The organism is Enterobacter sp. DC4 (assembly GCF_000568095.1).
Taxonomy (GTDB): Bacteria; Pseudomonadota; Gammaproteobacteria; order Enterobacterales; family Enterobacteriaceae; genus Enterobacter; species Enterobacter pseudoroggenkampii.
Map to the genome: position 1 here is coordinate 36,894 of NZ_AZUB01000006.1, position 26,155 is coordinate 63,048.

Here is a 26,155-nt window from a genome sequence, read left to right on the forward strand (position 1 = left end):
GCGCGGATGCGCAGGTTTTTTTTCGCCTCCACTTTTGCTGTCGCTCCCGTATCACTTCTCGTGTAATCTGCCACCATTTACTATCAACCCTCCACACTGGCTGGCAAAGGGAGTTGAGATGCTATTTGGGTTCTTCCGTACACTGTTCCGTATTCTCTTTCGCATCCGCGTCACTGGCGATGCCCAGGCGCTTCGCGGCGAACGCGTTCTTATCACACCAAATCATGTTTCCTTTATAGACGGTATCCTGCTGGCGCTGTTTCTGCCCGTGCGCCCGGTATTTGCGGTCTATACCTCCATCAGCCAGCAGTGGTACATGCGCTGGCTCACGCCGCTGATTGATTTTGTGCCGCTCGACCCGACAAAGCCGATGATGATTAAGCATCTGGTGCGTCTGGTCGAGCAGGGTCGTCCGGTGGTCATTTTCCCGGAAGGGCGTATCTCCGTGACCGGTTCGCTGATGAAAATCTACGACGGTGCGGGGTTTGTCGCGGCGAAGTCAAAAGCGACCGTGGTGCCGCTGCGAATTGAAGGCGCAGAGCTGACCCATTTCAGCCGTCTGAAGGGACTGGTGAAGCAGCGTCTGTTCCCCAAAATCACGCTGCATATTCTGCCGCCAACGTCGTTACCGATGCCCGACGCGACGCGTGCCCGCGATCGCCGTAAAATCGCCGGGGAAATGCTGCACCAGATTATGATGGAAGCGCGCATGGCCGTGCGTCCGCGCGAAACGCTGTACGAATCTCTACTTTCCGCGCAGCACCGCTATGGCGCGAAGAAAAACTGCATCGAAGACATCAACTTTACCCCGGATACCTATCGCAAACTGCTGACCAAGACCCTGTTTGTGGGTCGCATTCTGGAGAAGTACAGCAAAAAGGGCGAAAAGATTGGCCTGATGCTGCCTAACGCGGGCATCAGCGCGGCGGTGATTTTTGGTGCGGTTTCCAGGGGCCGGATCCCGGCGATGATGAACTACACGGCGGGCGTGAAAGGGCTGACCAGCGCCATCACCGCTGCCCAGATTAATACCGTCTTTACCTCTCGTCAGTTCCTGGACAAAGGCAAGCTCTGGCATCTTCCCGAGCAGCTCACCCAGGTACGCTGGGTCTTCCTGGAGGATCTGAAAGCCGACGTGACCACCGGCGACAAGCTGTGGATTTTTGCTCACCTGCTGGTGCCACGTCTGGCGCAGGTCAAACAGCAGCCGGAAGATGACGCCATTATCCTCTTCACGTCGGGATCGGAGGGCAACCCGAAAGGCGTCGTCCACAGCCACAAGAGCATTCTGGCGAACGTTGAGCAGATCAAAAGCATTGCTGACTTTACCGCGGATGACCGTTTTATGTCGGCGCTGCCGCTGTTCCACTCCTTTGGCCTGACGGTGGGGCTGTTTACGCCGCTGCTGACCGGCGCAGAAGTGTTCCTCTATCCAAGCCCGCTGCATTACCGGATTGTGCCGGAGCTGGTGTATGACCGTAACTGCACCGTCCTGTTCGGCACCTCAACCTTCCTCGGCAACTATGCGCGTTTCGCCAATCCGTATGACTTCTATCGCGTGCGGTATGTGGTGGCCGGTGCGGAAAAACTGCAGGAGAGCACGCGTCAGATCTGGCAGGACAAGTTTGGCCTGCGCATTCTCGAAGGGTATGGCGTTACCGAGTGTGCGCCCGTGGTCTCGATTAACGTGCCGATGGCGGCGAAACCGGGTACGGTTGGCCGAATTCTGCCGGGAATGGATGCGCGTCTGCTGGCCGTGCCGGGCATTGAGGACGGTGGCCGTCTGCAGCTCAAAGGGCCAAACGTGATGAACGGGTATCTGCGCGTGGAAAACCCGGGCGTGCTGGAGGTGCCCACAGCGGAAAACGTCAACGGCGATATTGAAACCGGCTGGTACGACACCGGCGATATTGTCCGTTTTGATGAACAGGGCTTTGTACAGATTCAGGGACGCGCGAAACGCTTCGCCAAAATCGCCGGTGAAATGGTCTCTCTGGAAATGGTTGAGCAACTGGCGACGGCCGTGTCCGCGGATAAGATGCATGCGACGGTGGTGAAGAGTGACGCCAGCAAAGGCGAGGCGCTGGTGCTGTTTACGACCGACGGTGAGCTTAAGCGCGACAGGTTACTGAGCTATGCGCGTGAACACGGTATTCCTGAACTGGCCGTGCCGCGCGATATTCGCTACCTGAAACAGCTCCCTGTGCTGGGTAGCGGGAAGCCCGATTTCGTGACCCTGAAAGGCATGGTTGAAGAGGCGGAACAGCAAAATGCGTGAGTCAGTACACACTAACACATCGCTCAGATCGAAAGGCATGATGGCCGTCATCGCCGCACAGTTTCTCTCTGCGTTCGGTGATAACGCGTTGCTGTTTGCCACGCTGGCGCTGCTGAAAGCCGAGTTTTACCCCGACTGGAGTCAGCCGATCCTGCAGATGGTGTTTGTGGGCGCTTACATTATCTTTGCTCCGTTCGTCGGGCAGGTGGCGGACAGCTTCCCGAAAGGTCGGGTGATGATGTTTGCCAACGGCCTCAAGCTGCTGGGGGCGGCCAGCATTTGCTTTGGCTTCAATCCGTTTATTGGCTATACGCTGGTGGGCATTGGCGCCGCCGCCTACTCCCCGGCGAAGTATGGCATTCTCGGCGAGCTGACCACCGGAGATAAGCTGGTGAAAGCCAATGGTCTGATGGAGTCGTCAACCATTGCCGCTATCCTGCTCGGATCCGTTGCGGGCGGCGTGCTGGCCGACTGGCATGTCCTGGCGGCACTGGGCGTATGCGCGGCGGTGTATGGCGGGGCGGTCGTAGCGAACCTGTTTATTCCTAAACTGCCGGTGGCTCGCCCGGGACAATCCTGGCGTTTTAAACCGATGACCGGCAGTTTCTTTACCGCCTGCCGCGTGCTGTGGCGTAACGGTGAAACGCGTTTTTCCCTGATGGGGACCAGTATGTTCTGGGGTGCGGGCGTCACGCTGCGCTTCCTGCTGGTGCTGTGGGTGCCGGTGGCGCTGGGGATTACTGACAACGCGACACCGACCTATCTGAATGCGATGGTGGCCATCGGCATTGTGGTGGGGGCTGGCGCGGCGGCGAAGCTGGTAACGCTCGAGACGGTAGCACGCTGCATGCCCGCAGGGATCCTGATTGGCGTCGTGGTGCTGATCTTCTCGCTGCAGCATGCGTTATTGCCCGCGTATGTCCTCCTCATCCTGATTGGTATTCTGGGGGGCTTCTTCGTGGTGCCGCTGAACGCGTTACTGCAGGAGCGGGGCAAGCAGACCGTCGGGGCAGGCAATGCCATCGCGGTACAAAACCTGGGGGAAAACCTGGCAATGCTGTTAATGCTGGGGCTCTACTCGCTGGCGGTAAAAGTGGGCGTGCCGGTGGTGGGGATTGGCGTCGGGTTTGGTGGGCTGTTTGCGCTGGCGATTGCGGGTTTGTGGATGTGGCAACGTCGCCGCTGATAAGTGCGGCCTGATGCCCTCACCCCGGCCCTCTCCCACAGGGAGAGGGAGCAAACCCTAAAAACGGCAACGTGCGTTGCCGTTTTGCTTTTATTACGGTGCAGGATAAGTATAAACCTGATGCACCGCTTCAATCTCCGCTAACACCTCTTCACTCAGGTTCAGATTGAAACTCGCAATATTGGTTTTCAACTGCTCCATCGTGGTCGCGCCCAGCAGGGTGCTGGCAACAAACGGCTGACGACGCACGAAGGCCAGCGCCATCTGCGCAGGGTCAAGACCGTGACGCTTCGCGATATCCACATAGGCGGCAACGGCTTTCTGCGTCTGCTCTCCGCTGTAACGGGTAAAGCGGCTAAAGAGGGTGTTACGAGCCCCGGCCGGTTTCGCGCCGTTCAGGTATTTCCCCGTCAGTGTGCCGAAGCCGAGACAGGAGTAGGCGAGCAGTTCCACTTCTTCATACTGCGTCACTTCGGCCAGACCCACTTCATAGCTGCGGTTAAGCAGGCTGTACGGGTTCTGAATAGTCACGATACGCGGCAGATCGTGTTTATCCGCCAGGTGCAGATAGCGCATGACCCCAAAGGCCGTTTCGTTAGAGACGCCAATATAGCGGATTTTTCCCGCGCGCTGGCATTCGGTCAGCGCTTCCAGCGTTTCCAGCAGCGTCACGGCGGGGGCGCTCTCATTCCAGCTGTAGCCGAGCTTACCAAAGCAGTTGGTTGGGCGCTGAGGCCAGTGCACCTGATACAGATCGAGATAGTCGGTTTGCAGGCGCTTCAGGCTGGCGTCCAGTGCGGCGCGGATATTCTTGCGATCGAGGATCTGATTCGGGCGGATCCCGGTATCGTTGTTGCGCGCGGGGCCGCTGACTTTGGAGGCAATCACCAGCTTTTCACGGTTGCCGTGTTTTGCCAGCCAGTTACCGACGTAGGTTTCGGTAAGTCCCTGCGTTTCCGGACGTGGCGGAACAGGGTACATCTCCGCGACATCAATCAGGTTAATCCCCTGGCTGACGGCGTAATCGAGTTGTGCATGGGCATCGGCTTCGCTGTTTTGTTCACCAAATGTCATCGTGCCCAACCCCAGTTGGCTTATTTCCAGAGCGCTGTGGGGGATACGGTGATAATGCATAGCCGGCTTCCTCAGTAGACTTATAGACCGCGTCAGGGCGTGCCCGACAAAGGAATATAAACATGGCAGAGGGGAAGCAAAAGGGGAAGAAAAAAATCAAAAAGGTCAGCAAGCGACTGACCTCTCTCTGTTTATCGCTCGATAATTTGCGATACTTCGTCGCGATTGATCTGCATTTTATTGCCTTCCTGATCGCGGTAGCTGACCAGACCGGTATCATCGTCAACTTCGGGTTTGCCGTCGGTCAGGATCATTCGACCATCTTTTGTCGCCATGACGTAATCGCTGCTACAGCCCGATACGGCAAACGCTAAACCGACTGCTGAAACTAACACTGCCCATTTTTTCATCGTTATCGTCCTCATCTGGCGCGTATCAAATCATAATCTAGTATTAACTCGATATGGCGACTTGAGGAAGCAGTAAAATCTTAAAAAGCAGTCGATTATGTTTGAGAGCTCGCAAAATAAGTAAAAAACTATGTTTTTAACAGGAAATGACGTGCCAGGAGCGCGCCGGTGAAATTCTTTTTGAGATAAAAACCGCGCGGCAGCGTCAGTATCGGCTCACCCTGTGCGCCGATTGCCTCGGTAAGCGCTTTACTGTTGGCCGCTTTCGGACGCAGTTGTAATACTTCTCCGTGTCGGGCGGTGATGCGCTCTACCTGCCCAAGAACGATCATGTCCATCAGCTCCTCCCAGTCCAGCCGAAGCTGATGCTCTTCATCCTCGTTCGGGCTCCAGAGCAGCGGCGCGCCAACGCGACGGTCAGCCAGGGGGATCTGTCGCTCGCCTTCAACCGGTACCCACAACACGCGCTTCAGCTTGTGGCGAACGTGGCTGGTTTCCCACGTCACGCCGGTGTTGCCGGTTAATGGCGCAACGCAGACAAAGGTGGTCTCAAGCGGCTTGCCCTGGCTATCTATTGGGATGGTTTTTAACTCCACGCCAAGTGCTGCAAAATCCTGCTCGGGTTTGCTCCCTGCGCTCGCACCCAGCCACAGCTCAAGCAGCATGCCGATCCAGCCTTTATCCCGCTTAAGATCCTTCGGGATCGGAAGCCCTGCCATTGCCGCCAGCTCGCCAAGCGAAAAACCCGCAAGACGCTGTGCCTGCTGGAGCAACTGGCCCTCGCTGGACGGCGGTGAGAGCAAGGGTGTAAGCGGATGCATGACGGTAACCTTTTGATTAAAAAATAAACGAAGAAATTGTCCCCTGTGGATAGAGTTTAACTATTTCTGTACCAATATTCCATGTGTATGATTTATAGGTTTTTTTATGGGTTTGAAATCGTTTCACCCGAGTCAGAAAACCGGTTGTTCAAATCTGGTCACTGACAATGAACAGGATCTTACACCATGTTATCCACAGAAAAATGGGATAACTGGGCATAACCCTGACTACTGTTTCAATTTACAGCCTTGACGTGCGATGAAAATCGAATTTTCAAACAAATTGTGACTAACTTATTGGCACAATCTGTGGATAAAACCGACGCTGTTCGATCTTTCATCAGCACGACGATCCCTGATGTGACGATCGTCACGCTATTCTGTTTTGTGTTCATGGAAATACATTTAACTATATGAAAATAATTGCATTATTGAATTCAGGTGAAAGAGGGGATATGGCAGCGTTTAAGGTTGTTCATCGGTAATCAGACACTTCTTCACAACTATATCCACAGAAAAGGTGAATAAAATTCCCTTCACTGCCACTCATCTGTTTATAACTCAGCACTTATTTGTGAGTTATTCAAATGTTATTAGGTTGCAGCCCTGTAAGAGAGTGGTTTACCGCCTCCCTGTAGTGTGAAACAATCATTCATATATAAGGTTTAGTTTGGGGTAGTCCGGTGATTGATGACGATGGCTACCGCCCGAACGTAGGAATAGTAATTTGTAATCGTCAGGGCCAGGTAATGTGGGCCCGGCGATATGGTCAGCACTCCTGGCAGTTCCCGCAAGGCGGGATCAATCCGGGAGAGTCCCCAGAACAAGCGATGTACCGGGAGCTTTTTGAAGAGGTCGGTTTAAGCCGAAAAGATGTTCGCATCCTGGCTTCGACCCGCAACTGGTTGCGTTACAAGTTACCGAAACGTTTGGTGCGTTGGGACACAAAGCCGGTTTGTATCGGCCAGAAACAGAAGTGGTTTCTGTTGCAGTTGGTGGGCAACGATTCAGACATCAATATGCAAACCAGCAGTACGCCGGAGTTCGATGGCTGGCGCTGGGTGAGCTATTGGTATCCTGTTCGTCAGGTCGTGTCATTTAAACGCGATGTTTACCGTAGGGTGATGAAAGAGTTTGCAAGTGTGGTAATGCAGCTTCAGGAGATCCCGCCTAAGCCGCAGAGCGCACCTGCCTGGCGACGTAAAAGAGGTTAAGCTACGCAAATCATGCTCACCCGCTTGCGAGAAATAGTCGAGAAGGTGGCCAGCGCGCCGCGTCTGAACGAGGCGCTGAATATTCTGGTCACCGACATCTGCCTTGCGATGGAGACCGAGGTCTGTTCGGTGTATCTGGCCGACCACGATCGGCGCTGCTATTACCTGATGGCAACCCGTGGTTTGAAAAAACCACGCGGACGCACCGTAACGCTCGCATTTGATGAAGGTATCGTGGGTCTGGTCGGGCGGCTGGCTGAACCCATCAACCTTGCTGACGCACAAAAACACCCCAGCTTTAAATATATCCCTTCCGTAAAAGAAGAGCGCTTCCGCGCTTTCCTTGGCGTGCCGATTATCCAGCGTCGCCAGCTGCTCGGCGTGCTGGTCGTCCAGCAGCGTGAGCTACGTCAGTACGACGAAAGCGAGGAGTCTTTCCTCGTCACGCTGGCCACGCAGATGGCGGCGATCCTCTCTCAGTCCCAGCTTGCCGCGCTTTTTGGTCAGTATCGCCATACGCGTATTCGAGCCCTTCCAGCATCGCCAGGCGTGGCGATAGCGGAAGGCTGGATGGACGCTACGCTGCCGCTGATGGAGCAGGTTTACGAAGCCTCAACGCTTGATGAAGCGCTGGAGCGCGAGCGTCTCACCGCCGCGCTGGAAGAGGCGGCAAATGAATTTCGTCGTTACAGCAAGCGCTTTGCCGCAGGCGCGCAAAAAGAGACGGCGGCCATCTTCGACCTCTATTCGCACCTGCTCTCCGATGCGCGTCTGCGTCGTGAGCTTTTTGCGGAAGTGGATAAAGGCTCGGTCGCGGAGTGGGCGGTTAAGAAGGTCATCGAAAAATTTGCCGACCAGTTTGCAGCACTGACCGACGGTTACCTGAAAGAGCGGGCAGGGGATCTGCGCGCGCTGGGGCAGCGCCTGCTGTTCCATCTTGATGACACCATTCAGGGCCCGAATGCCTGGCCAAAACGGTTTGTTCTGGTCGCCGACGAACTCTCGGCAACGACGCTGGCTGAACTGCCCCAGGACAGGCTGGCCGGTGTGGTGGTGCGCGATGGTGCCGCCAACTCACACGCCGCCATTATGGTGCGCGCGCTGGGTATCCCTACCGTTATGGGGGCGGACATTCAGCCGTCGGTACTGCACCGACGTACGCTGGTGGTCGACGGCTATCGCGGTGAGCTGCTGGTCGATCCTGAGCCGGTTCTGCTCCAGGAGTACCAGCGTCTTATCAGCGAAGAGAATGAATTAAGCAAGCTGGCTGAAGATGACGTTAACCTGCCCGCACAGCTGAAGAGCGGTGAGCGGATCAAAGTCATGCTCAACGCCGGTTTAAGCCCTGAACATGAAGAAAAGCTTGGCAGCCGCATCGACGGTATTGGCCTATACCGTACTGAAATCCCGTTCATGCTACAGAGCGGTTTCCCCTCCGAAGAGGAGCAGGTGGCACAGTATCAGGGGATGCTGCAGATGTTTAACGACAAACCTGTCACCCTGCGTACCCTGGATGTCGGGGCGGATAAACAGCTGCCCTATATGCCGATCAGCGAAGAAAACCCGTGCCTGGGCTGGCGTGGGATCCGCATTACGCTCGATCAGCCGGAGATCTTCCTGATCCAGGTACGTGCGATGCTGCGCGCCAACGCGGCGACGGGCAATCTCAGCATCCTGCTGCCGATGGTCACCAGCATCGATGAGATCGACGAGTCCCGGCGGCTGATCGAACGTGCTGGCCGCGAAGTGGAAGAGATGATCGGCTATGCGATCCCGAAACCGCGGATTGGTGTGATGCTTGAAGTGCCGTCTATGGTCTTTATGCTGCCGCAGCTGGCAAACCGTGTTGATTTTATCTCTGTCGGCACGAACGACCTGACGCAATATATCCTGGCCGTTGACCGTAACAATACTCGCGTCGCCAGTATCTACGACAGCCTGCATCCGGCGATTATTCGCGCGTTAGCGATGATCGCCCGTGAAGCGGAGCAGTACGGTATTGATTTACGCCTGTGCGGTGAAATGGCCGGGGATTCAATGTGTGTTGCGATCCTGATTGGTCTGGGATTCCGCCATCTGTCGATGAACGGTCGCGCCGTCGCCCGCGTGAAATATCTGCTGCGGCATATCGACATCAATGATGCCCGCGAGCTGGCTGAACGCAGCCTTGAGGCGCAGCTGGCAACGGAAGTCCGCCACCAGGTCGCGGCGTTTATGGAACGACGCGGTATGGGCGGTCTGATCCGCGGCGGCCGCTAATCGTTTTTCGCCCTCTCCCTGTGGGTGAGGGCGCCAGCGCGCATAAAACCCTATACACATCTTTTACATCTCTGGCGCATCCTCCGCGCCAGCCTTGTGCTATGATTCGCAACTTTGGAGCCTCTGCTTACAGCAGAATCGCATTTCTACCGCTGTCCACTTTCAGCGGAATAACAACATCTTGTGGTGACAGATGAACAGTGGTTATCTGCATTTTCCGGAATTTGATCCGGTCATTTTCTCAGTAGGACCTGTTTCGCTTCACTGGTACGGTCTGATGTACCTGGTGGGCTTCATTTTTGCCATGTGGCTCGCTGGCCGTCGCGCCAGCCGTCCGGGCAGCGGCTGGACCAAAAACGAAGTTGAAAACCTGCTGTATGCGGGCTTCCTCGGCGTGTTCCTCGGTGGCCGTATCGGGTATGTGCTGTTCTATAACTTCCCGGTATTCCTGAACGATCCGCTCTATCTGTTCCGCGTCTGGGACGGAGGCATGTCCTTCCACGGCGGCCTGATTGGGGTGATCCTGGTGATGGTGATTTTTGCCAAACGCACTAAACGCAACTTCTTCCAGGTTTCAGATTTTATCGCACCGCTGATCCCGTTTGGTCTCGGCGCTGGTCGTCTGGGCAACTTTATCAACGGTGAACTGTGGGGCCGCGTCGACCCGAGCGTGCCGTACACGATGCTCTTCCCGGGCTCCCGCGCAGAAGACATCGCGCTGCTGCCATCGCATCCGGAGTGGCAGTCCATTTTCGATACCTACGGCGTTCTGCCGCGCCATATGTCTCAGCTGTATGAGCTGGCGCTGGAAGGCGTGGTGCTGTTTATCATCCTCAACCTGTTTATTCGCAAGCCGCGCCCGATGGGGGCTGTTTCCGGGCTGTTCCTGATTGGCTATGGCGCGTTCCGCATCATCGTCGAATTCTTCCGCCAGCCTGACGCACAGTTTACCGGCGAGTGGGTACAGTACATCAGCATGGGGCAGATCCTCTCCATTCCGATGATTGTCGCGGGTGCCATTATGATGATTTGGGCGTATCGTCGTCGTCCACAGCAACAAATTTCCTGAGGAACCATGAAACAGTATCTTGAATTGATGAAAAAAGTGCTCGATGAGGGCACGCCGAAAAACGACCGCACCGGTACCGGTACGCTCTCCATTTTTGGCCACCAGATGCGCTTCAATCTGCAAGAAGGCTTCCCGCTGGTGACGACAAAGCGCTGCCACCTGCGCTCGATCATTCATGAACTGCTCTGGTTCCTGCAAGGTGATACCAACGTTGCGTATCTGCACGAAAATAACGTCTCAATCTGGGACGAGTGGGCAGATGAAAACGGCAACCTGGGCCCGGTTTACGGTAAGCAGTGGCGCGCATGGCCAACGCCTGATGGCCGCCATATTGACCAGATCACCACCGTGATGAACCAGCTGAAAAACGATCCGGACTCGCGCCGAATCATTGTTTCCGCCTGGAACGTCGGCGAGCTGGATAAAATGGCGCTGGCACCGTGCCACGCGTTCTTCCAGTTCTATGTGGCGGATGGAAAGCTTTCCTGCCAGCTCTACCAGCGCTCCTGTGACGTGTTCCTCGGCCTGCCGTTTAACATTGCCAGCTATGCGCTGTTAGTTCACATGATGGCGCAGCAGTGCGACCTGGAAGTGGGTGATTTTGTCTGGACCGGTGGGGATACCCATCTTTACCGCAACCATATGGAACAGACGCATCTCCAACTGACCCGCGAACCGCGTGCGCTGCCGAAGCTGATTATCAAACGCAAACCGGCATCAATCTTCGACTACCGCTTTGATGATTTCGAGATTGAGGGCTACGACCCACATCCGGGCATCAAAGCGCCCGTCGCTATCTGATGCGATAAAGCGTGACACAACCGGTGCTGTTTAGCGCCGGTTTTTTTTCGCCTTTATTCCGTTTCCCGAGGCGCTATCCAGAAAGCGTGCAACGCGCTGCAACTCTCCCAATTCTCCGGACAACACCTCGTAAAACGAGGATCCGTCGCTCGTCATCTTCACGGCGCTTCGCCACACTCCCGGTATGAAAAAAGAGAACGGTTTTACGTTTATCGAAACGCTTGTCGCCGTTTCGCTTGTCGTTATCCTCAGCGCCTCAGGTCTGTACGGCTGGGACAGCTGGCAACGACAGCAGCGGCTGTGGCAAACCGCCAGTCAGGTGCGAGATTACCTGCTGTTTCTGCGCAACCATGCCAACCGGCACAACAGCGACCATCTTATTACCCTTCAGCGGGTGGGAGGCGGGGACTGTCTGGTGAGCTCTGCCGTGCAGGGCTGTAAGAAGGAGAGTCCCTTTGTGCTGATTCCGCCCTGGCCTGAGGTCGAGGTCAGAGAGGTCACGCCGTCGCTGGGGTTTTATGGATTAAGGGATACAGCGTGGGCAGGGCGGATACGCGTTCAAAGCCGTGCCGGAGCATGGCTGATTATTGTCTCAAATGGAGGACGCATCAGGATGTGTCAGGTCTCTGAGGGAGGTTCATGTTGATGAGGCAGCGCGGTTTCTCACTGACTGAAGTGCTGATTGCCACGGCGATTAGCAGCCTTTTGCTGATAAGCGCGTCGCGTTTTTTACCCGGCTTGCAGCGGGCAGTCTTACTGCAATCCGGCCAGAGAGAGCTGGAGGAAGAGGTCTGGCAACACCTGTTTGCCCTGGGCAAACAGCTTCAGCGTGCGGGGTACTGTGCGGGAAACTGTCAGGGACAGGCGCTGGTGACCGCGAGGCTTGGAGGCTGCGTCATTGTACGCTGGGATGCCAACAGTAACGGCAACTGGGATAGCAGCGCATCAGAAAATGACAGCACCGGTTTTCGTCTGGAATCCGGCGCGCTGGAAACCCAGCGTGGGGCGGCGTCGTGTGAAGGAAAAGGATGGGAAAAGCTCACGGATCCGGACAGGCTGGTAATCACGCGCTTTGTGGTGAGCAAAGTTGAACATGCCGGTTTTGCGCCAGAGGTAAATATCGAACTGGCCGCGATGCGTAAAGGCTGGCAGGGAGAGCCCTGGGAGGCTTCGTATACGGTCACGGGGTACAACCTGTGAATCGTCAACGCGGAATGTCTTCACTGGCCCTGGTTCTGCTTTTACTGGTGCTCGGTACCCTGATCCTGTCGGGTCTCAATCAACAGCTGACAACATTTAGCGCGCTCGTTGGCGGCGAGAGCCGCTCGCTTCAGCAGCAGGCGAAGGTACAGTCCGCGCTTGAGTGGGGACGGGTTCAGAGCTGGTCATCAGAGCTGCAGGTTCAGTGCAAAAAGACATCGGCGTGGCGAGTCTGTTTGCGCCAGTTGAGTGAGGCGCGTGTGCTGTTGATTGCCGGAGACAGTGACCTGCTGCTCTGGCGCGCAGGAGAGATTGTCGACGGGAAAATTCGCTTTTCGCCTCACGGCTGGAGTGATTTTTGTCCATTAAAGGAGAGTGCGCTATGTCAGCTGCCGTGAGCCGAGAAAAAGGGTTTAGCATGGTGGAGGTCCTGCTGGCGATGATGCTGCTGGTGATCGTCGTGACGGATCTGTCGGGTTATCACCGGGCGCTGGCGGCGCGGTTTAGCGTGTTTAACCAGTATCGCCAGCTCTGGCACCATGCCTGGAATCAGTCTCAGCTCTCAACAAATGTTCTCCCCGCAGGCTGGCAGGCCAGTCGGGGGCAGACAACGCTCGCAGGATGTGTCAGCATCACGGTTACACTAATTTCTCCTCTGGGGCGGCGCGGTGAGATAACGCGTCTGCATTGCCCGGTTAGCCAGTAGTCGGGAGCGTCTATGTTAAGGGTCTACCACTCAAATCGTCTGGATGTGCTGGAAGCACTGATGGAATTTATCGTTGAGCGCGAGCGGCTTGACGATCCTTTTGAGCCCGAAATGGTGCTGGTGCAGAGCACCGGTATGGCACAGTGGCTGCAAATGTCGCTTTCCCGTAAATTTGGCATAGCCGCGAATATTGATTTCCCGCTGCCCGCGAGCTTTATCTGGGAGATGTTTGTTCGCGTGTTGCCGGACATCCCCGAGCAGAGCGCCTTCAACAAGCAGGCCATGAGCTGGAAGCTGATGGCGCTGCTGCCGGACATGCTGCAGCGTGATGAATTCGCCATGCTGCGTCACTACCTCAATGACGATACCGATAAGCGCAAGCTGTTCCAGCTGGCATCGCGCACCGCCGATCTTTATGACCAATACCTTGTTTACCGTTCTGACTGGTTAATTCGTTGGGAAGCGGGCGAGTTGGTTGAAGGCCTGCCGGAGGCGCAAATATGGCAGGCCCCGCTGTGGAAAGCGCTGGTAGAGCATACGGAGAAACTGGGCCAGCCTAAGTGGCACCGTGCCAATCTCTACGAGCGGTTTATCTCGATACTTGAAAATGCGTCGGAGCGCCCGGCCCGACTGCCGTCACGCGTTTTTATCTGCGGAATATCCGCATTACCCCCTGTCTATCTAAAGGCGTTGAATGCGCTGGGTAAGCATATTGATATCCATATTTTGTTTACCAACCCCTGCCGACAATACTGGGGGGATATCCTCGACGAACGCTGGCTTGCGCGGCTGGTGAGCCGCCAAAGAAAGCGCCTTTTTGAAGAACGTGCCGTCCCGCTGTTTAAAGACGGCTCGACTGCCGGGCAGCTTTTCGATGAAGACGGTATCCAGAACCTGCCCAATCCGCTGCTTGCCTCATGGGGGAAGCTGGGACGTGACTACATTCATATGCTTTCAGACATCACTTCCTCAGGGGAAGGTGACGTGGATGCCTTTGTTGAGATCGCCCCGGACAGCCTGCTGCATAATATTCAGTTAGATATTCTGGATCTGGAAAACCGTGCCGTCATGGGCGTGACGGCGAACGAGTTCGAACGCAGCGATAATAAGCGAAAACTGGATCCTGACGATCGCAGCGTCACGATCCACGTTTGCCACAGCCCGCAGCGTGAGGTCGAAGTGCTTCACGATCAACTGCTGGCGATGCTGCAGGAGGACCCCGATCTGACGCCACGCGATATCGTGGTGATGGTGGCGGATATCGACAGCTACAGTCCCTTTATTCAGGCCGTCTTTGGCAGCGCGACGGGCGAGCGATACCTGCCTTACGCTATCTCTGACCGTCGTGCCCGTCAGTCGCATCCGGTATTGCAGGCGTTTATCACTCTTCTGTCACTGCCGGATAGCCGCTTTATCTCCGAAGATGTCCTGGCGTTGCTGGATGTTCCCGTACTGGCTACACGCTTCAACATCAATGAAGAGGGCCTGCGCTACCTTCGCCAGTGGGTGAATGAGTCTGGCGTTCGCTGGGGGATCGATGACGATAACGTTCAGGAGTTCGAACTTCCCCCAACCGGGCAGCACACCTGGCGATTTGGCCTGACGCGTATGCTGCTGGGCTACGCCATGGAGAGCAGCCAGGGCGAGTGGAATGAGGTGCTGCCTTACGATGAGTCCAGCGGGTTAATTGCTGAACTGGTGGGGCATTTAGCGTCGCTATTAATGCAGCTTAACCGCTGGAGATATGCGCTGTTGCAGCCGCGTCCACTTGAAGAATGGCTCCCGGTTTGCAGGGCGTTGCTTAATGATTTCTTCCTGCCGGACAATGACACCGAAGCGGCCATGGCGCTGATTGAAACCCAGTGGCAGGCTATCATCGACGAAGGCGTGAATTCCCACTATCAGGAGGCCATCCCGCTGTCGCTATTGCGGGATGAGCTGACGCAGCGGCTTGACCAGGAGCGAATCAGCCAACGTTTCCTGGCGGGTCCTGTCAATATCTGTACCCTGATGCCCATGCGCTCTATCCCGTTCAGGGTGGTCTGCCTGCTTGGCATGAACGACGGTGTGTATCCGCGCGCGCTGCCGCCGCTGGGGTTCGACTTGATGAGCGCAAACCCAAAACGGGGCGATCGTAGCCGCCGTGATGATGACCGCTACCTCTTCCTTGAAGCGCTCATTTCCGCTCAGAGTAAGCTCTATATCAGCTATATCGGTCGTTCCATTCAGGACAACAGCGAGCGTTTCCCCTCTGTACTGGTGCAGGAGCTGGTGGACTATATCGGCCAGAGTCACTACCTGCCGGGAGATGAAGCGCGCAACTGCGATGAAAGCGAGCAGAGGGTGAAAGCCCATATCACCTGTTTCCACAGCCGTATGCCGTTTGATCCGGTGAACTATATTGCCAGCGAGCGCCAGAGCTATGCACAGGAGTGGCTACCGGCGGCGAAAAAAGAGGGAAGTGCGCATACCGATTTCATTCAGGAACTTGATCCGCGCCCAATCGACACTCTGACCTTCGAACAGCTTCAGCGGTTTTGGGCGCATCCGGTGCGCGCCTTCTTCCAGCAACGACTGCAGGTCAACTTCCGCTCTGAAGAGAGCGAAATTCCTGAGGCAGAGCCGTTTACGCTGGAAGGTCTGGAACGCTACCAGTTAAACCTGCAGCTGCTGAATGCGCTGGTTGAAGAGGAAGATGCGGACAAGCTTTACCGCCGCTACCGCGCTGCGGGTCAGTTGCCCTATGGAGCGTTCGGGGAAATTGTCTGGGAGGCGCAGTGCCAGGAGATGACCGCTCTGGCGGAGCGCGTAAGAGCGTGCCGACAGCCGGGGAAAAGTATTGAAATCGATCTCAACTGCAACGGGGTACAGCTCACGGGCTGGTTAACCCAGGTTCAGCCGGACGGGCTGCTGCGCTGGCGGCCCTCAATGCTGAGCGTTTCGCAGGGATTGCAACTCTGGCTGGAACATCTTGTCTACAGTGCGGGTGGGCATAAAGGCGAAAGCCGGATTTTCGTGCGCAAAGAGGGGGAATGGCGCTTCCCGCCGATGGAAGCCGAGCAGGCTTTAGGGTATCTCTCTTTGTACATTGAGGGCTACCGTCAGGGAATGAACAAACCGCTCCTGTTACTGCCGGAAAGTGGCGGGGCGTGGATAAAAGCCTGTTATGACGCGCAGAATGATGCGATGTTAACGGATGAGGCTTCGCTGCAGAAAGCACGCAGTAAATTTATGCAGGCCTATGAAGGTAACATGATGGTGCGTGGCGAAGGTGAAGATGTCTGGTATCAGCGCTTATGGCGAACCCTTGAGCCAGAGTACTTCGAGGCTATCACGGAAGAGGCGCAGCGCTACCTGCTGCCGTTGTTTAAATTTAATCAGTCCTGAGTGCTGTATAAAAATTGCGCAGCATGGGGTGTTCATTTATGATGCACTTCTTATCACGGACTGATGTACCCAATAAAGAGATGTTGGCGTGTCCAGCACGCAATGTGTTAATGATGTAGCCGTGATAAAGAGGTAGCACCTTGTTTAAAGCGTTTGTTTTGTTTTTCGCCCTCTGGGTACCCGTCACTCAGGCAGACTCCGGTTGGCAACCCGTTCAGGAAACTATTCGTAAAAGCGAAAAAGATACCCGTCAATATCAAGCTATTCGTCTTGATAACGGCATGACCGTACTGCTGGTTTCCGATCCTCAGGCGGTGAAATCCCTTTCGGCATTGGTGGTGCCGGTTGGATCGCTGGAAGATCCTGACGCTCATCCTGGTCTTGCGCACTATCTGGAACATATGACGCTGATGGGGTCAAAAAAATACCCGCAGCCAGATAGCCTGTCCGAATTTCTGAAAATGCATGGCGGCAGCCACAATGCCAGCACGGCGCCGTACCGCACGGCCTTTTATCTTGAAGTCGAAAATGATGCGCTGGAAGGGGCGGTCGATCGCCTTGCTGATTCCATCGCCGCGCCGTTGCTGGATAAAAAATATGCCGATCGTGAACGCAATGCGGTGAATGCCGAGCTGACCATGGCCCGCACGCGAGACGGTATGCGCATGGCCCAGGTCAGTGCCGAAACCATCAACCCTGCACACCCGGGTTCGCGTTTCTCCGGCGGTAACCTTGAGACGTTAAGCGACAAACCGAACAGCCCGGTGCTGGATGCCCTGCACGCGTTTCGCGATAAATACTACTCCGCCAACCTGATGAAAGCGGTCATCTACAGCAATAAACCGTTGCCAGAACTGGCAGACATGGCGGCTAAAACGTTTGGCCGGGTGCCGAATAAAAATATCGACCTGCCGCAAATAAACGTCCCGGTGGTTACGGACGCGCAAAAAGGCATCGTTATCCACTACGTGCCGGCGCTGCCGCGCAAAGTGCTGCGCGTGGAATTCCGCATCGATAACAACACCGCGCAGTTTCGCAGTAAAACCGATGAGCTGGTGACCTACCTGATAGGTAACCGTAGCCCGGGTACGCTTTCTGACTGGCTGCAAAAACAGGGGCTGGTGGAAGGCATTCGCGCCGACTCCGATCCGGTTGTGAACGGCAATAGCGGCGTGCTGGCGATCTCCGCCACCCTGACCGACAAAGGACAGGCCAACCGTGATGAAGTCGTGGCGGCGATCTTCAGCTACCTCGCTTTACTGCGCGAGAAAGGCGTCGATAAGCGCTATTTTGATGAACTTGCCCACGTGCTGGATCTCGATTTCCGTTACCCGTCCATCACCCGCGACATGGATTACGTTGAGTGGCTGGCGGATACCATGATCCGCGTGCCGGTGGAACATACCCTCGATGCGGTAAATATTGCCGACCGGTATGACGCCGGGGCGGTAAAATCCCGCCTGGCGATGATGACGCCGGAGAATGCCCGCATCTGGTTCATCAGCCCGAACGAACCGCATAACAAGACGGCGTACTTTGTCGATGCCCCTTATCAGGTAGATAAAATCAGCGCACAGACCTTCGCCGACTGGCAGAAAAAGGCCGGGGAGATTGCGTTGAAGCTGCCGGAGCTGAACCCCTATATTCCGGATGACTTCTCGCTGACCAAAACGACTAAAGATTACCCGCACCCGGCGCTGATCATTGATGAGCCAACGCTGCGCGTCGTGTATACACCAAGCCGCTATTTCGCCAGCGAGCCAAAGGCCGATGTCAGCGTAGTGCTGCGTAATCCGAAAGCCATGAACAGCGCCAAAAATCAGGTGATGTTCGCGCTCAATGACTATCTCGCCGGTATCGCGCTCGATCAGCTCAGCAACCAGGCGGCCGTGGGCGGCATCAGCTTCTCCACCAACGCCAACAACGGTTTGATGCTCAATGCAAACGGCTATACCCAGCGTTTGCCTCAGCTGTTCCAGGCACTGCTGGAAGGGTATTTCAGCTACACGCCGACGGAAGAGCAGCTTGAGCAGGCCAAATCGTGGTATGCGCAGATGATGGATTCTGCGGAGAAGGGCAAAGCTTACGATCTGGCGCTTATGCCGGCGCAAATGCTGTCGCAGGTTCCTTATTTCCAGCGTGAGGATCGCCGCGCGCTGCTGCCTTCGATCACCTTAAAAGACGTGCTGGCGTACCGTGACGCGCTGAAAACTAACACGCGCCCGGAGTTCCTGATCGTCGGCAACATGAGTGAGGATCAGGCCAAAACCCTGGCGGAGAATGTGCGCACTCAGCTCGGTTCGAAAGGCGACGAGTGGTGCCGCAACCAGGACGTGCTGGTTGAGAAAAAGCAGAATGTGATTTTTGAAAAGACGGGTAACAGCACGGATTCCGCGCTGGCCGCGGTCTTTGTGCCAACGGGGTATGATGAATTCGCCAGCTCAGCGCAGAGCGCCGTGCTGGGACAAATTATTCAGCCGTGGTTCTATAACCAGTTACGCACAGAAGAGCAGCTTGGCTACGCGGTATTTGCCTTCTCCATGAACGTCGGCCGACAGTGGGGGCTGGGCTTCCTGCTGCAAAGCAGCGACAAACAGCCGGCGTATCTCTGGCAGCGTTACCAGGCCTTCTTCCCGCAGGTGGAAGCAAAGCTGCGCGCGATGAAGCCGGAAGAGTTTGCTCAGATCCAGCAGGCCGTCATCGCGCAGGTAATGCAGCCGCCGCAGACGCTGGGTGAAGAAGCCTCGCAGCTGAGCAAAGATTTCGATCGCGGTAATCTGAATTTTGATTCGCGTGATAAAGTAGTGGCCGAGATAAAACAGCTGACGCCGCAGAAGGTTGCCGACTTCTTCCATCAGGCGGTCATTAAGCCGCAGGGAATCACCATCCTGTCCCAGGTTTCCGGTAGCCAGAACGGGAAAACGGAGTACGTGAACCCGAAAGGCTGGAAAGTCTGGAAAAGCGTCAGCGCGCTGCAGCAATCTATGCCCTGGAGTAAGAAAGAATGACCGATACCGCTGAGTCCCTTGATCCCTTACGTTTACCTCTGCAGGGTGAACGATTGATTGAAGCCTCAGCGGGAACGGGAAAAACCTTCACCATCGCCGCCCTCTATCTGCGTCTGCTGCTGGGGCTTGGCGGCAACGCCGCTTTTCCACGCCCTTTGAGCGTGGAAGAGCTGCTGGTGGTGACCTTCACCGAGGCTGCCACCGCTGAGCTGCGGGGCCGTATTCGTACCAATATCCACGAGCTGCGCATCGCCTGTCTGCGTCAGAGCACGAATAACCCTCTCTACGCGAGCCTTCTGGAAGAGATTGCCGATAAGCAACAGGCAGCCCAGTGGCTGCTCCTCGCCGAACGACAGATGGACGAAGCGTCCGTCTTCACCATTCACGGTTTTTGCCAGCGCATGCTGAGCCTGAATGCGTTTGAATCCGGCATGCTGTTCGAACAGCAGCTTATTGAAGATGAATCCGTGCTTCGCTATCAGGCCTGCGCGGATTTCTGGCGTCGCCATTGCTACCCGTTACCGCGCGATATCGCCGAAGCCGTACACGCGTTGTGGAAGGGCCCGGAGGCGCTGCTGCGCGCTATCGATCGTTATCTGCAGGGGGAAGCGCCGGTCATCAAATCCCCGCCGCCGGCAGATGAAACGCTGGCCTCACGGCATGAAAAGATCATCGCGCAGATTGCCGACATCAAGCAAAAATGGCTTGAGTCCGTTGGCGAGATTGACGCAATCATCGAAAATTCCGGGATTGACCGACGCAAGTTTAACCGTGGCAATCAGGGGAAATGGATCGACAAGATCAGCGCCTGGGCGCAGGAAGAGACGCGAGGCTACCAGCTCCCGGACGCGTTGGAGAAATTCTCCCAACGTTTCCTGGTTGAGCGGACCAAAGCCGACGGCATTGTCCCTGAGCATCCCCTGTTTGTGGCGATTGAATTCCTGCTGGCGGAGCCCTTAACCCTCAACGATCTGATGATTACCCGCGCCATGACGGAAATTCGCGAAGCCGTCGCGCGTGAGAAACGCCGCCGGGGTGAACTGGGTTTCGACGATATGCTGAGCCGCCTCGATGCGGCGCTGTGCAGTGAAAACGGTGAAGCGCTTGCCGCCGCGATCCGCACCCGTTTCCCGGTAGCGATGATCGACGAATTTCAGGATACCGACCCGCAGCAGTACCGCATTTTTCGCCGTATCTGGCGCCAGCAGCCCGACACCGCACTGCTGTTAATCGGCGATCCGAAACAGGCTATCTACGCCTTCCGCGGTGCGGATATTTTCACCTACATGAAAGCCCGCAGCGAGGTTGACGCGCACTACACGCTCGATACCAACTGGCGCTCCTCTCCCGGCATGGTGGAAAGCGTCAACGGGCTCTTCAGCCGCATGGATACGGCGTTTATGTTCCGGGAGATCCCGTTTCAGCCGGTAAAGTTTGCTGAGAAAAATGCCTCGTTGCGCTTCGAGTTCAACGGCGAGACGCAGCCTGCCATGAACTTCTGGCTGCTGGATGGGGAAGGCTGTGGCGTTGCCGACTATCAACATGCCATGGCCCAGCACTGCGCCGCGCAAATCCGTGACTGGCTCAGTGCGGGCGCGCGCGGTGACGCGCGGCTGTGGAAGGGGGATAACCCCACCCCGGTAAAGGCATCGGATATTACGGTACTGGTGCGTAGCCGTCAGGAGGCCGCGCTCATCCGCGACGCCCTGACGTTACTGAATATCCCCTCCGTCTACCTCTCAAACCGCGACAGCGTCTTTGAAACGCTGGAAGCGCAGGAGATGCTATGGCTGCTGCAGGCCGTGCTGGCCCCGGAGCGGGAAAGCACGCTGCGCAGCGCACTGGCGAGCGCGATGCTCGGGCTGAATGCCCGGGATATTGATGCGCTCAACAATGACGAAGCCGCATGGGATGCCGTGGTCGAAGAGTTTGTTCGCTACCGCGAAAAATGGCAGAAGCGCGGGGTAATGGCAATGGTGCGCGATCTCATGGCGCAGCGCCACATTGCGGAGAATATGCTGGCGACAGCAGGCGGCGAGCGCCGTTTGACCGATATTTTACATATCAGCGAACTGTTGCAGGAAGCGGGTATGCAGCTGGAGAGCGAGCACGCTCTGGTGCGCTGGCTGGCGCAGCAGATTGCCGATCCGAACAGCAATTCGTCCAGCCAGCAGATGCGCCTCGAGAGTGATAAACATCTGGTGCAGATCATCACCATTCACAAATCAAAAGGCCTGGAATATCCGCTGGTCTGGCTGCCGTTTATCGCCAATTACCGCGTGCAGGATCAGGCCTTTTACCACGATCGCGAATCGTTTGAGGCGGTGCTCGATCTCAGCAACGCGGAGTCCAGCGTTGAGCTGGCAGAGGCCGAACGTCTGGCGGAAGATTTACGCCTGCTCTACGTAGCGCTGACCCGTTCGGTCTGGCACTGCAGCCTGGGCGTTGCGCCTCTGTTCCGGCGTCGGGGCGAAAAGAGCGGGGAGAGCGATTTTCATCTGAGCGCGCTGGGACGGCTTATTCAGAAGGGTGAACCCAAAGACGCGGCGGGCCTGCGCCAGTGCATCGAATCCCTTTGCTCTGAGCATGTTGCCCTGCATATTCCTTCGCTGCCCGACAACAGCCGCTGGCAGATGCCGGAGCTGCGTGATTCTGCGCTCCATGCCCGCCAGGTTGTGCGTACGATAGCCGACGACTGGCGCGTCACCAGCTACTCCGGTTTACAACAGCACGGGCAGAGTATTGCGCAGGATCTGATGCCAAAACTGGACGTGGATGCCGCGGGGGCCGGTAGCGTACCCGTTGAGCCGGTGCTCACGCCGCACCAGTTCCCGCGCGGCGCTTCTCCGGGCACGTTTTTGCACAGCCTGTTTGAAGAGCTGGATTTTACCCAGCCGGTTTCCGAAGAGTGGGTGCTGAAGATGTTACAGAGCGGTGGTTACGACGCACAGTGGCAGCCGGTTCTCACCGACTGGATCCGCGCGGTTCTGCATGCTCCGCTCACCGCGCAGGGGATCTCGCTTAGCCAGTTGACTACCAAAGATAAGCAGGTGGAGATGGAGTTTTATCTCCCCATCGCCAGCCCGCTCAGGGCAGAGGCGCTTGATGCGGTGATCCGCGAGTACGATCCGTTATCCGCCGGGTGCCCGCCGCTGAACTTCCGCCAGGTGCAGGGGATGCTCAAAGGTTTTATCGACCTGGTTTTCCGCCACGAAGGGCGCTACTACCTGCTGGATTACAAATCGAACTGGCTGGGTGAAAGCAGCGAAGCCTACACGCAAGACGCGATGGCCGCGGCCATGCAAATGCATCGCTACGATCTGCAGTACCAGCTTTACACCCTGGCGCTGCACCGTTACCTGCGTCATCGCATGGCCGACTACCGCTACGAAGCGCATTTTGGCGGCGTAATTTACCTGTTCCTGCGCGGAGTGGATGCTAACGACCCGCGTTCCGGCGTCTTTAGCACGCGTCCGGCTGCGGAACTGATTGAAAAAATGGATAACCTGTTTGCTGCAGGCACGGAGGAGGTGGCATGACGATGCAGGCACTACTGCTGGACGCGGTAGAACAACGATTACTGCGCCACCTGGATGTGCAGTTCGCCATGATGGTGGCAGGTGATGAGCCTGCCGTCATGCTTGCCGCCGCCATTCTGAGCAAAGACGCGGGGGAGGGGCACGTGTGTCTGCCGCTGTCGCGTCTGGCGGTGGATGAGAAGATGCCTCCGGTTTTACAGACGTGCTTCGCGCTGCTGGGTGACACAGTGGACTGGCAGGAGATATTACTCGGCTCGCCTGCCGTGAGCGGAGCCGATACCGGGACGCCGATGATCCTGGTCGGCGAGCGTTTGTATCTTAACCGGCTCTGGCGTAACGAACTGACGGTAGCGCGCTTCTTCAGCGAGACCAACGCCCCGCTTCCCTGCGATGAAACGCGGCTGCGGCAAACGCTGGATACGCTGTTCACCTCTGACGACGAGACAGACTGGCAGAAAGTGGCGGCTGCCGTGGCCTTAACGCGACGGATCTCGGTGATTTCTGGCGGCCCGGGTACCGGGAAAACGACCACCGTGGCAAAACTGCTTGCCGCGTTGATTCAGTTATCGGGTGAGCAAAAGTGCCGTATTCGCCTGGCGGCCCCCACCGGTAAAGCGGCGGCACGTCTGACGGAATCGTTAGGCGGCGCGCTGCAAAAGCTGCCGCTAACCGGGGAGCAGCTTGCGCTTTTCCCTAATGAGGCCAGCACGCTGCACCGTTTGCTTGGCGCACAGCCGGGTAGCCAGCGTCTGCGCTATCATGCCGGTAATCCGCTGCACCTTGACGTGCTGGTGGTGGATGAAGCCTCAATGATTGACCTGACGATGATGTCGCGTTTGATCGATGCGCTCCCGCCGCACGCGCGCGTCATTTTCCTCGGCGATCGTGACCAGCTTGCCTCCGTTGAGGCGGGGGCGGTACTGGGTGATATCTGCACCTATGCCAGCCTGGGATATACCGCTGAACGCGCTCAGGAGTTAGCCCGTCTCACCGGATGCTCGCTCACCTCTGAAAATCATTCGCTAGCAGGGGCGCTGCGCGACAGCCTGTGTCTGCTGCAAAAAAGCTACCGTTTCGGCAGCGACTCCGGCATCGGCCAGCTTGCGGCAGCGGTGAACCGGGGCGACCGGCTCGCCACCACGGCGGTATTTGACGGAACCTTTAAGGATATTGAGAAAAAATCGCTGCAAAGCGCGGAAGAGTATCAGGCGATGCTTGACGACGCCCTGCAGGGGTACCAGCGCTTTCTGACGGACGTACAACAGCAAAGTACGCCGGAGCAGGTCATTGCCGCGTTTGGCGAATATCAGTTGCTCTGTGCGCTGAGGGAAGGCCCCTTTGGTGTCCGGGGTCTTAACGACAGGCTGGAACAGCTGCTGGCGCAAAAACGCAAAATTAACCGTACCCCGCACTCGCGCTGGTATGAAGGGCGACCGGTGATGATCTCCCGTAACGACAGCGCGCTGGGATTGTTTAACGGGGATATCGGGATTGCGCTCGACTGCGGTCAGGGACTGCGCGTCTGGTTCCAGATGCCGGACGGGAGCGTGAAGTCTTTCCAGCCCAGCCGTTTGCCCGAGCATGAAACCGCCTGGGCGATGACGGTGCATAAATCCCAGGGCTCCGAATTTAACCACGCGGCGCTGATCCTGCCCACGCAGCTTTCCCCCGTCATTACCCGAGAGCTGATCTATACCGCCATAACGCGCGCGCGTCAGCGCCTGTCGCTCTATACCGATGAACGCGTGCTGGTGCAGGCGATTGCCACCCGTACGGAACGTCGAAGCGGGCTGGGCGCGATATTTGAGTCCCTCTGAACGAAAGCCCTCGCCGGACGGTGAGGGCGTCGTATTATCCCAGGTCAGCCATCAGTACTTTTGAGCGGCGCTGATAGTTGTACATCTCTTTCTTCGTCTCCGGCAGAGAATCGATATCCACCGGCGTAAACCCGCGCTCCTGGAACCAGTGAATGCTGCGCGTCGTCAGGACGAACAGCTTGCTCAGCCCCATCTGGCGCGCCTGTGCCGCCACGCGCTCAAGCAGCATTTCACCGCGAGAAGAGCTGCGGTAATCAGGATGCACCGCCACGCAGGCCATTTCACCGATCTTCTCTTCCGGGAACGGATAGAGCGCGGCGCAGGCAATAGTCAGGTTATCGCGCTGAATAATGGTGAATTTGTCGATCTCCATCTCCAGCTGTTCGCGTGAGCGACGCACCAGAATACCCTGCTGTTCCAGCGGGCGGATCAGTTCCAGAATGCCGCCGATATCGTTGATGGTGGCGCGGCGGATCTGCTCCGCACTCTCCATCACAATCTGTGTACCAATACCGTCGCGGGAGAAAAGCTCCTGCAGCAGGGCGCCGTCTTCCTGATAGCTGATCAGGTGGCTGCGGCGCACACCGCTGCGGCAGGCCTTCACGGCGCCACGCAGGAAGCGGACGGTGCCGGAGTGGTAATCGCCTTCGGCTTCCAGCGCCTCCACGCGGGCCTGGGCTTCGTTCGGGAAGAGTTCCGGCACGATTGTTCCTTCATCGTTCACCACGCCCTGGGAGGAGCAGAACCCAATCATTTTTTCCGCCTTCAGCTTGATCGCCAGCTGCGTGGCAATCTCTTCAGACGTCAGGTTAAAGCTTTCGCCGGTCACGGAAACGGCGACCGGGCCCATCAGCACGATGGCACCGCTGTCCAGCTGGCGATGAATGGCTTCTTCATCAATACGACGAATACGGCCGCTGTGACAGTAATCCACGCCATCGTCCACGCCAAGCGGCTGGGCAATGATGAAGTTGCCGCTCACGACGTTGATATGCGCCCCCTGCAGCGGCGTGTTGTTCAGGCTCATGGACAGGCGAGCGGTAATATCCAGCTGCAGCAGACCCGCCGCCTGTTTCACCAGCTCAAGGGTTTTGGCATCGGTGACGCGGGTATGTTTGTGGTAAATCGGCTCGTGGTGGTGAGCGGCCAGGTTGGCGTCGATCTGTGGACGCGCGCCATACACCACCACCAGGCGGATCCCCAGGCTGTGCAGCAGGCCAATGTCATTGACGATGCTGGAAAAATTTTCATGCTCAATGGCTTCGCCGCCAAGCATGATGACAAACGTTTTTCCCCGATGGGCGTTGATATAGGGAACAGAATGGCGGAATCCCTGGACCAGTTCGGTTCTACGTTCCTTCACCATGGCACAACCCTTAATGAATG

At 56.7% G+C, this 26,155-nt stretch carries 18 protein-coding genes; 14 read left to right on the top strand and 4 right to left on the bottom strand.

Going from position 1 to position 26,155, the window contains the following annotated elements:
• The first annotated feature begins 118 nt into the window (after positions 1-118).
• Complete coding sequence (gene aas, locus P349_RS07170; protein ID WP_032648140.1) at positions 119-2,278, top strand: bifunctional acyl-ACP--phospholipid O-acyltransferase/long-chain-fatty-acid--ACP ligase; 2,160 nt, start codon at positions 119-121, stop codon at positions 2,276-2,278.
• Positions 2,271-3,464 carry a lysophospholipid transporter LplT gene (lplT, locus tag P349_RS07165; protein ID WP_032648138.1) on the top strand — a complete coding sequence of 398 codons (1,194 nt, stop codon included), beginning with the start codon at positions 2,271-2,273 and terminating at the stop codon, positions 3,462-3,464. Before aas ends, lplT begins: the two co-directional genes overlap by 8 nt.
• Positions 3,465-3,557: 93 nt before the next feature.
• Here the strand turns inward: lplT and P349_RS07160 are convergent, their stop codons facing one another.
• The 3 genes from P349_RS07160 to mutH form a co-directional block, all read right to left on the bottom strand.
• Positions 3,558-4,598, bottom strand: a complete 1,041-nt coding sequence (locus P349_RS07160) for an NADP(H)-dependent aldo-keto reductase (protein ID WP_024909298.1) — start codon at positions 4,596-4,598, stop codon at positions 3,558-3,560.
• A 131-nt stretch (positions 4,599-4,729) separates the two neighbouring features.
• On the bottom strand, positions 4,730-4,948 hold the full coding sequence (locus tag P349_RS07155; RefSeq protein ID WP_008499668.1) for a YgdI/YgdR family lipoprotein: 219 nt from the start codon (positions 4,946-4,948) through the stop codon (positions 4,730-4,732).
• Between the two features lie 128 nt (positions 4,949-5,076).
• A complete protein-coding gene (gene mutH, locus P349_RS07150) occupies positions 5,077-5,769 on the bottom strand; it encodes a DNA mismatch repair endonuclease MutH (protein WP_032648136.1) in 693 nt (230 codons plus the stop codon).
• A gap of 683 nt (positions 5,770-6,452) precedes the next feature.
• Between mutH and rppH the strand changes: the two genes are divergently transcribed.
• From rppH to recD, 12 genes are all read left to right on the top strand, one after another.
• Positions 6,453-6,983 (top strand): RNA pyrophosphohydrolase, encoded by a 531-nt coding sequence (gene rppH / locus P349_RS07145; RefSeq protein ID WP_013098553.1) that lies wholly within the window; start codon positions 6,453-6,455, stop codon positions 6,981-6,983.
• A 12-nt stretch (positions 6,984-6,995) separates the two neighbouring features.
• Positions 6,996-9,242 (top strand): phosphoenolpyruvate--protein phosphotransferase, encoded by a 2,247-nt coding sequence (gene ptsP / locus P349_RS07140; protein ID WP_024909296.1) that lies wholly within the window; start codon positions 6,996-6,998, stop codon positions 9,240-9,242.
• 193 nt (positions 9,243-9,435) lie between these two features.
• Positions 9,436-10,311, top strand: coding sequence for a prolipoprotein diacylglyceryl transferase (gene lgt, locus P349_RS07135; RefSeq protein ID WP_023309046.1), 876 nt, complete (start codon positions 9,436-9,438; stop codon positions 10,309-10,311).
• Positions 10,312-10,317: 6 nt separating this feature from the next.
• The gene (gene thyA, locus P349_RS07130; RefSeq protein WP_032648134.1) at positions 10,318-11,112 is read left to right on the top strand and encodes a thymidylate synthase; all 795 of its coding nucleotides are present in this window, start codon (positions 10,318-10,320) and stop codon (positions 11,110-11,112) included.
• Positions 11,113-11,296: 184 nt separating this feature from the next.
• Positions 11,297-11,758, top strand: coding sequence for a prepilin peptidase-dependent protein (locus tag P349_RS07125; protein ID WP_032648132.1), 462 nt, complete (start codon positions 11,297-11,299; stop codon positions 11,756-11,758).
• Positions 11,752-12,312 (top strand): prepilin peptidase-dependent protein, encoded by a 561-nt coding sequence (locus P349_RS07120; RefSeq protein WP_032648130.1) that lies wholly within the window; start codon positions 11,752-11,754, stop codon positions 12,310-12,312. Before P349_RS07125 ends, P349_RS07120 begins: the two co-directional genes overlap by 7 nt.
• Complete coding sequence (locus P349_RS07115) at positions 12,309-12,710, top strand: DUF2509 family protein (RefSeq protein ID WP_032648128.1); 402 nt, start codon at positions 12,309-12,311, stop codon at positions 12,708-12,710. Before P349_RS07120 ends, P349_RS07115 begins: the two co-directional genes overlap by 4 nt.
• Positions 12,695-13,018 carry a prepilin-type N-terminal cleavage/methylation domain-containing protein gene (locus P349_RS07110; RefSeq protein WP_032648126.1) on the top strand — a complete coding sequence of 108 codons (324 nt, stop codon included), beginning with the start codon at positions 12,695-12,697 and terminating at the stop codon, positions 13,016-13,018. The genes P349_RS07115 and P349_RS07110 overlap by 16 nt, the downstream gene beginning before the upstream one ends.
• Before the next feature lie 12 nt (positions 13,019-13,030).
• Positions 13,031-16,405 carry an exodeoxyribonuclease V subunit gamma gene (gene recC / locus P349_RS07105; RefSeq protein ID WP_032648124.1) on the top strand — a complete coding sequence of 1,125 codons (3,375 nt, stop codon included), beginning with the start codon at positions 13,031-13,033 and terminating at the stop codon, positions 16,403-16,405.
• A gap of 140 nt (positions 16,406-16,545) precedes the next feature.
• On the top strand, positions 16,546-19,413 hold the full coding sequence (gene ptrA, locus P349_RS07100) for a pitrilysin (RefSeq protein ID WP_032648123.1): 2,868 nt from the start codon (positions 16,546-16,548) through the stop codon (positions 19,411-19,413).
• Positions 19,410-22,952 (top strand): exodeoxyribonuclease V subunit beta, encoded by a 3,543-nt coding sequence (gene recB, locus P349_RS07095; protein WP_032648121.1) that lies wholly within the window; start codon positions 19,410-19,412, stop codon positions 22,950-22,952. Before ptrA ends, recB begins: the two co-directional genes overlap by 4 nt.
• Positions 22,949-24,769, top strand: coding sequence for an exodeoxyribonuclease V subunit alpha (recD, locus tag P349_RS07090; protein WP_032648119.1), 1,821 nt, complete (start codon positions 22,949-22,951; stop codon positions 24,767-24,769). Before recB ends, recD begins: the two co-directional genes overlap by 4 nt.
• 34 nt (positions 24,770-24,803) lie before the next feature.
• Here recD and argA read toward each other — a convergent pair whose 3' ends face one another.
• A complete protein-coding gene (argA, locus tag P349_RS07085) occupies positions 24,804-26,135 on the bottom strand; it encodes an amino-acid N-acetyltransferase (protein WP_008499655.1) in 1,332 nt (443 codons plus the stop codon).
• Positions 26,136-26,155: the final 20 nt, after the last annotated feature.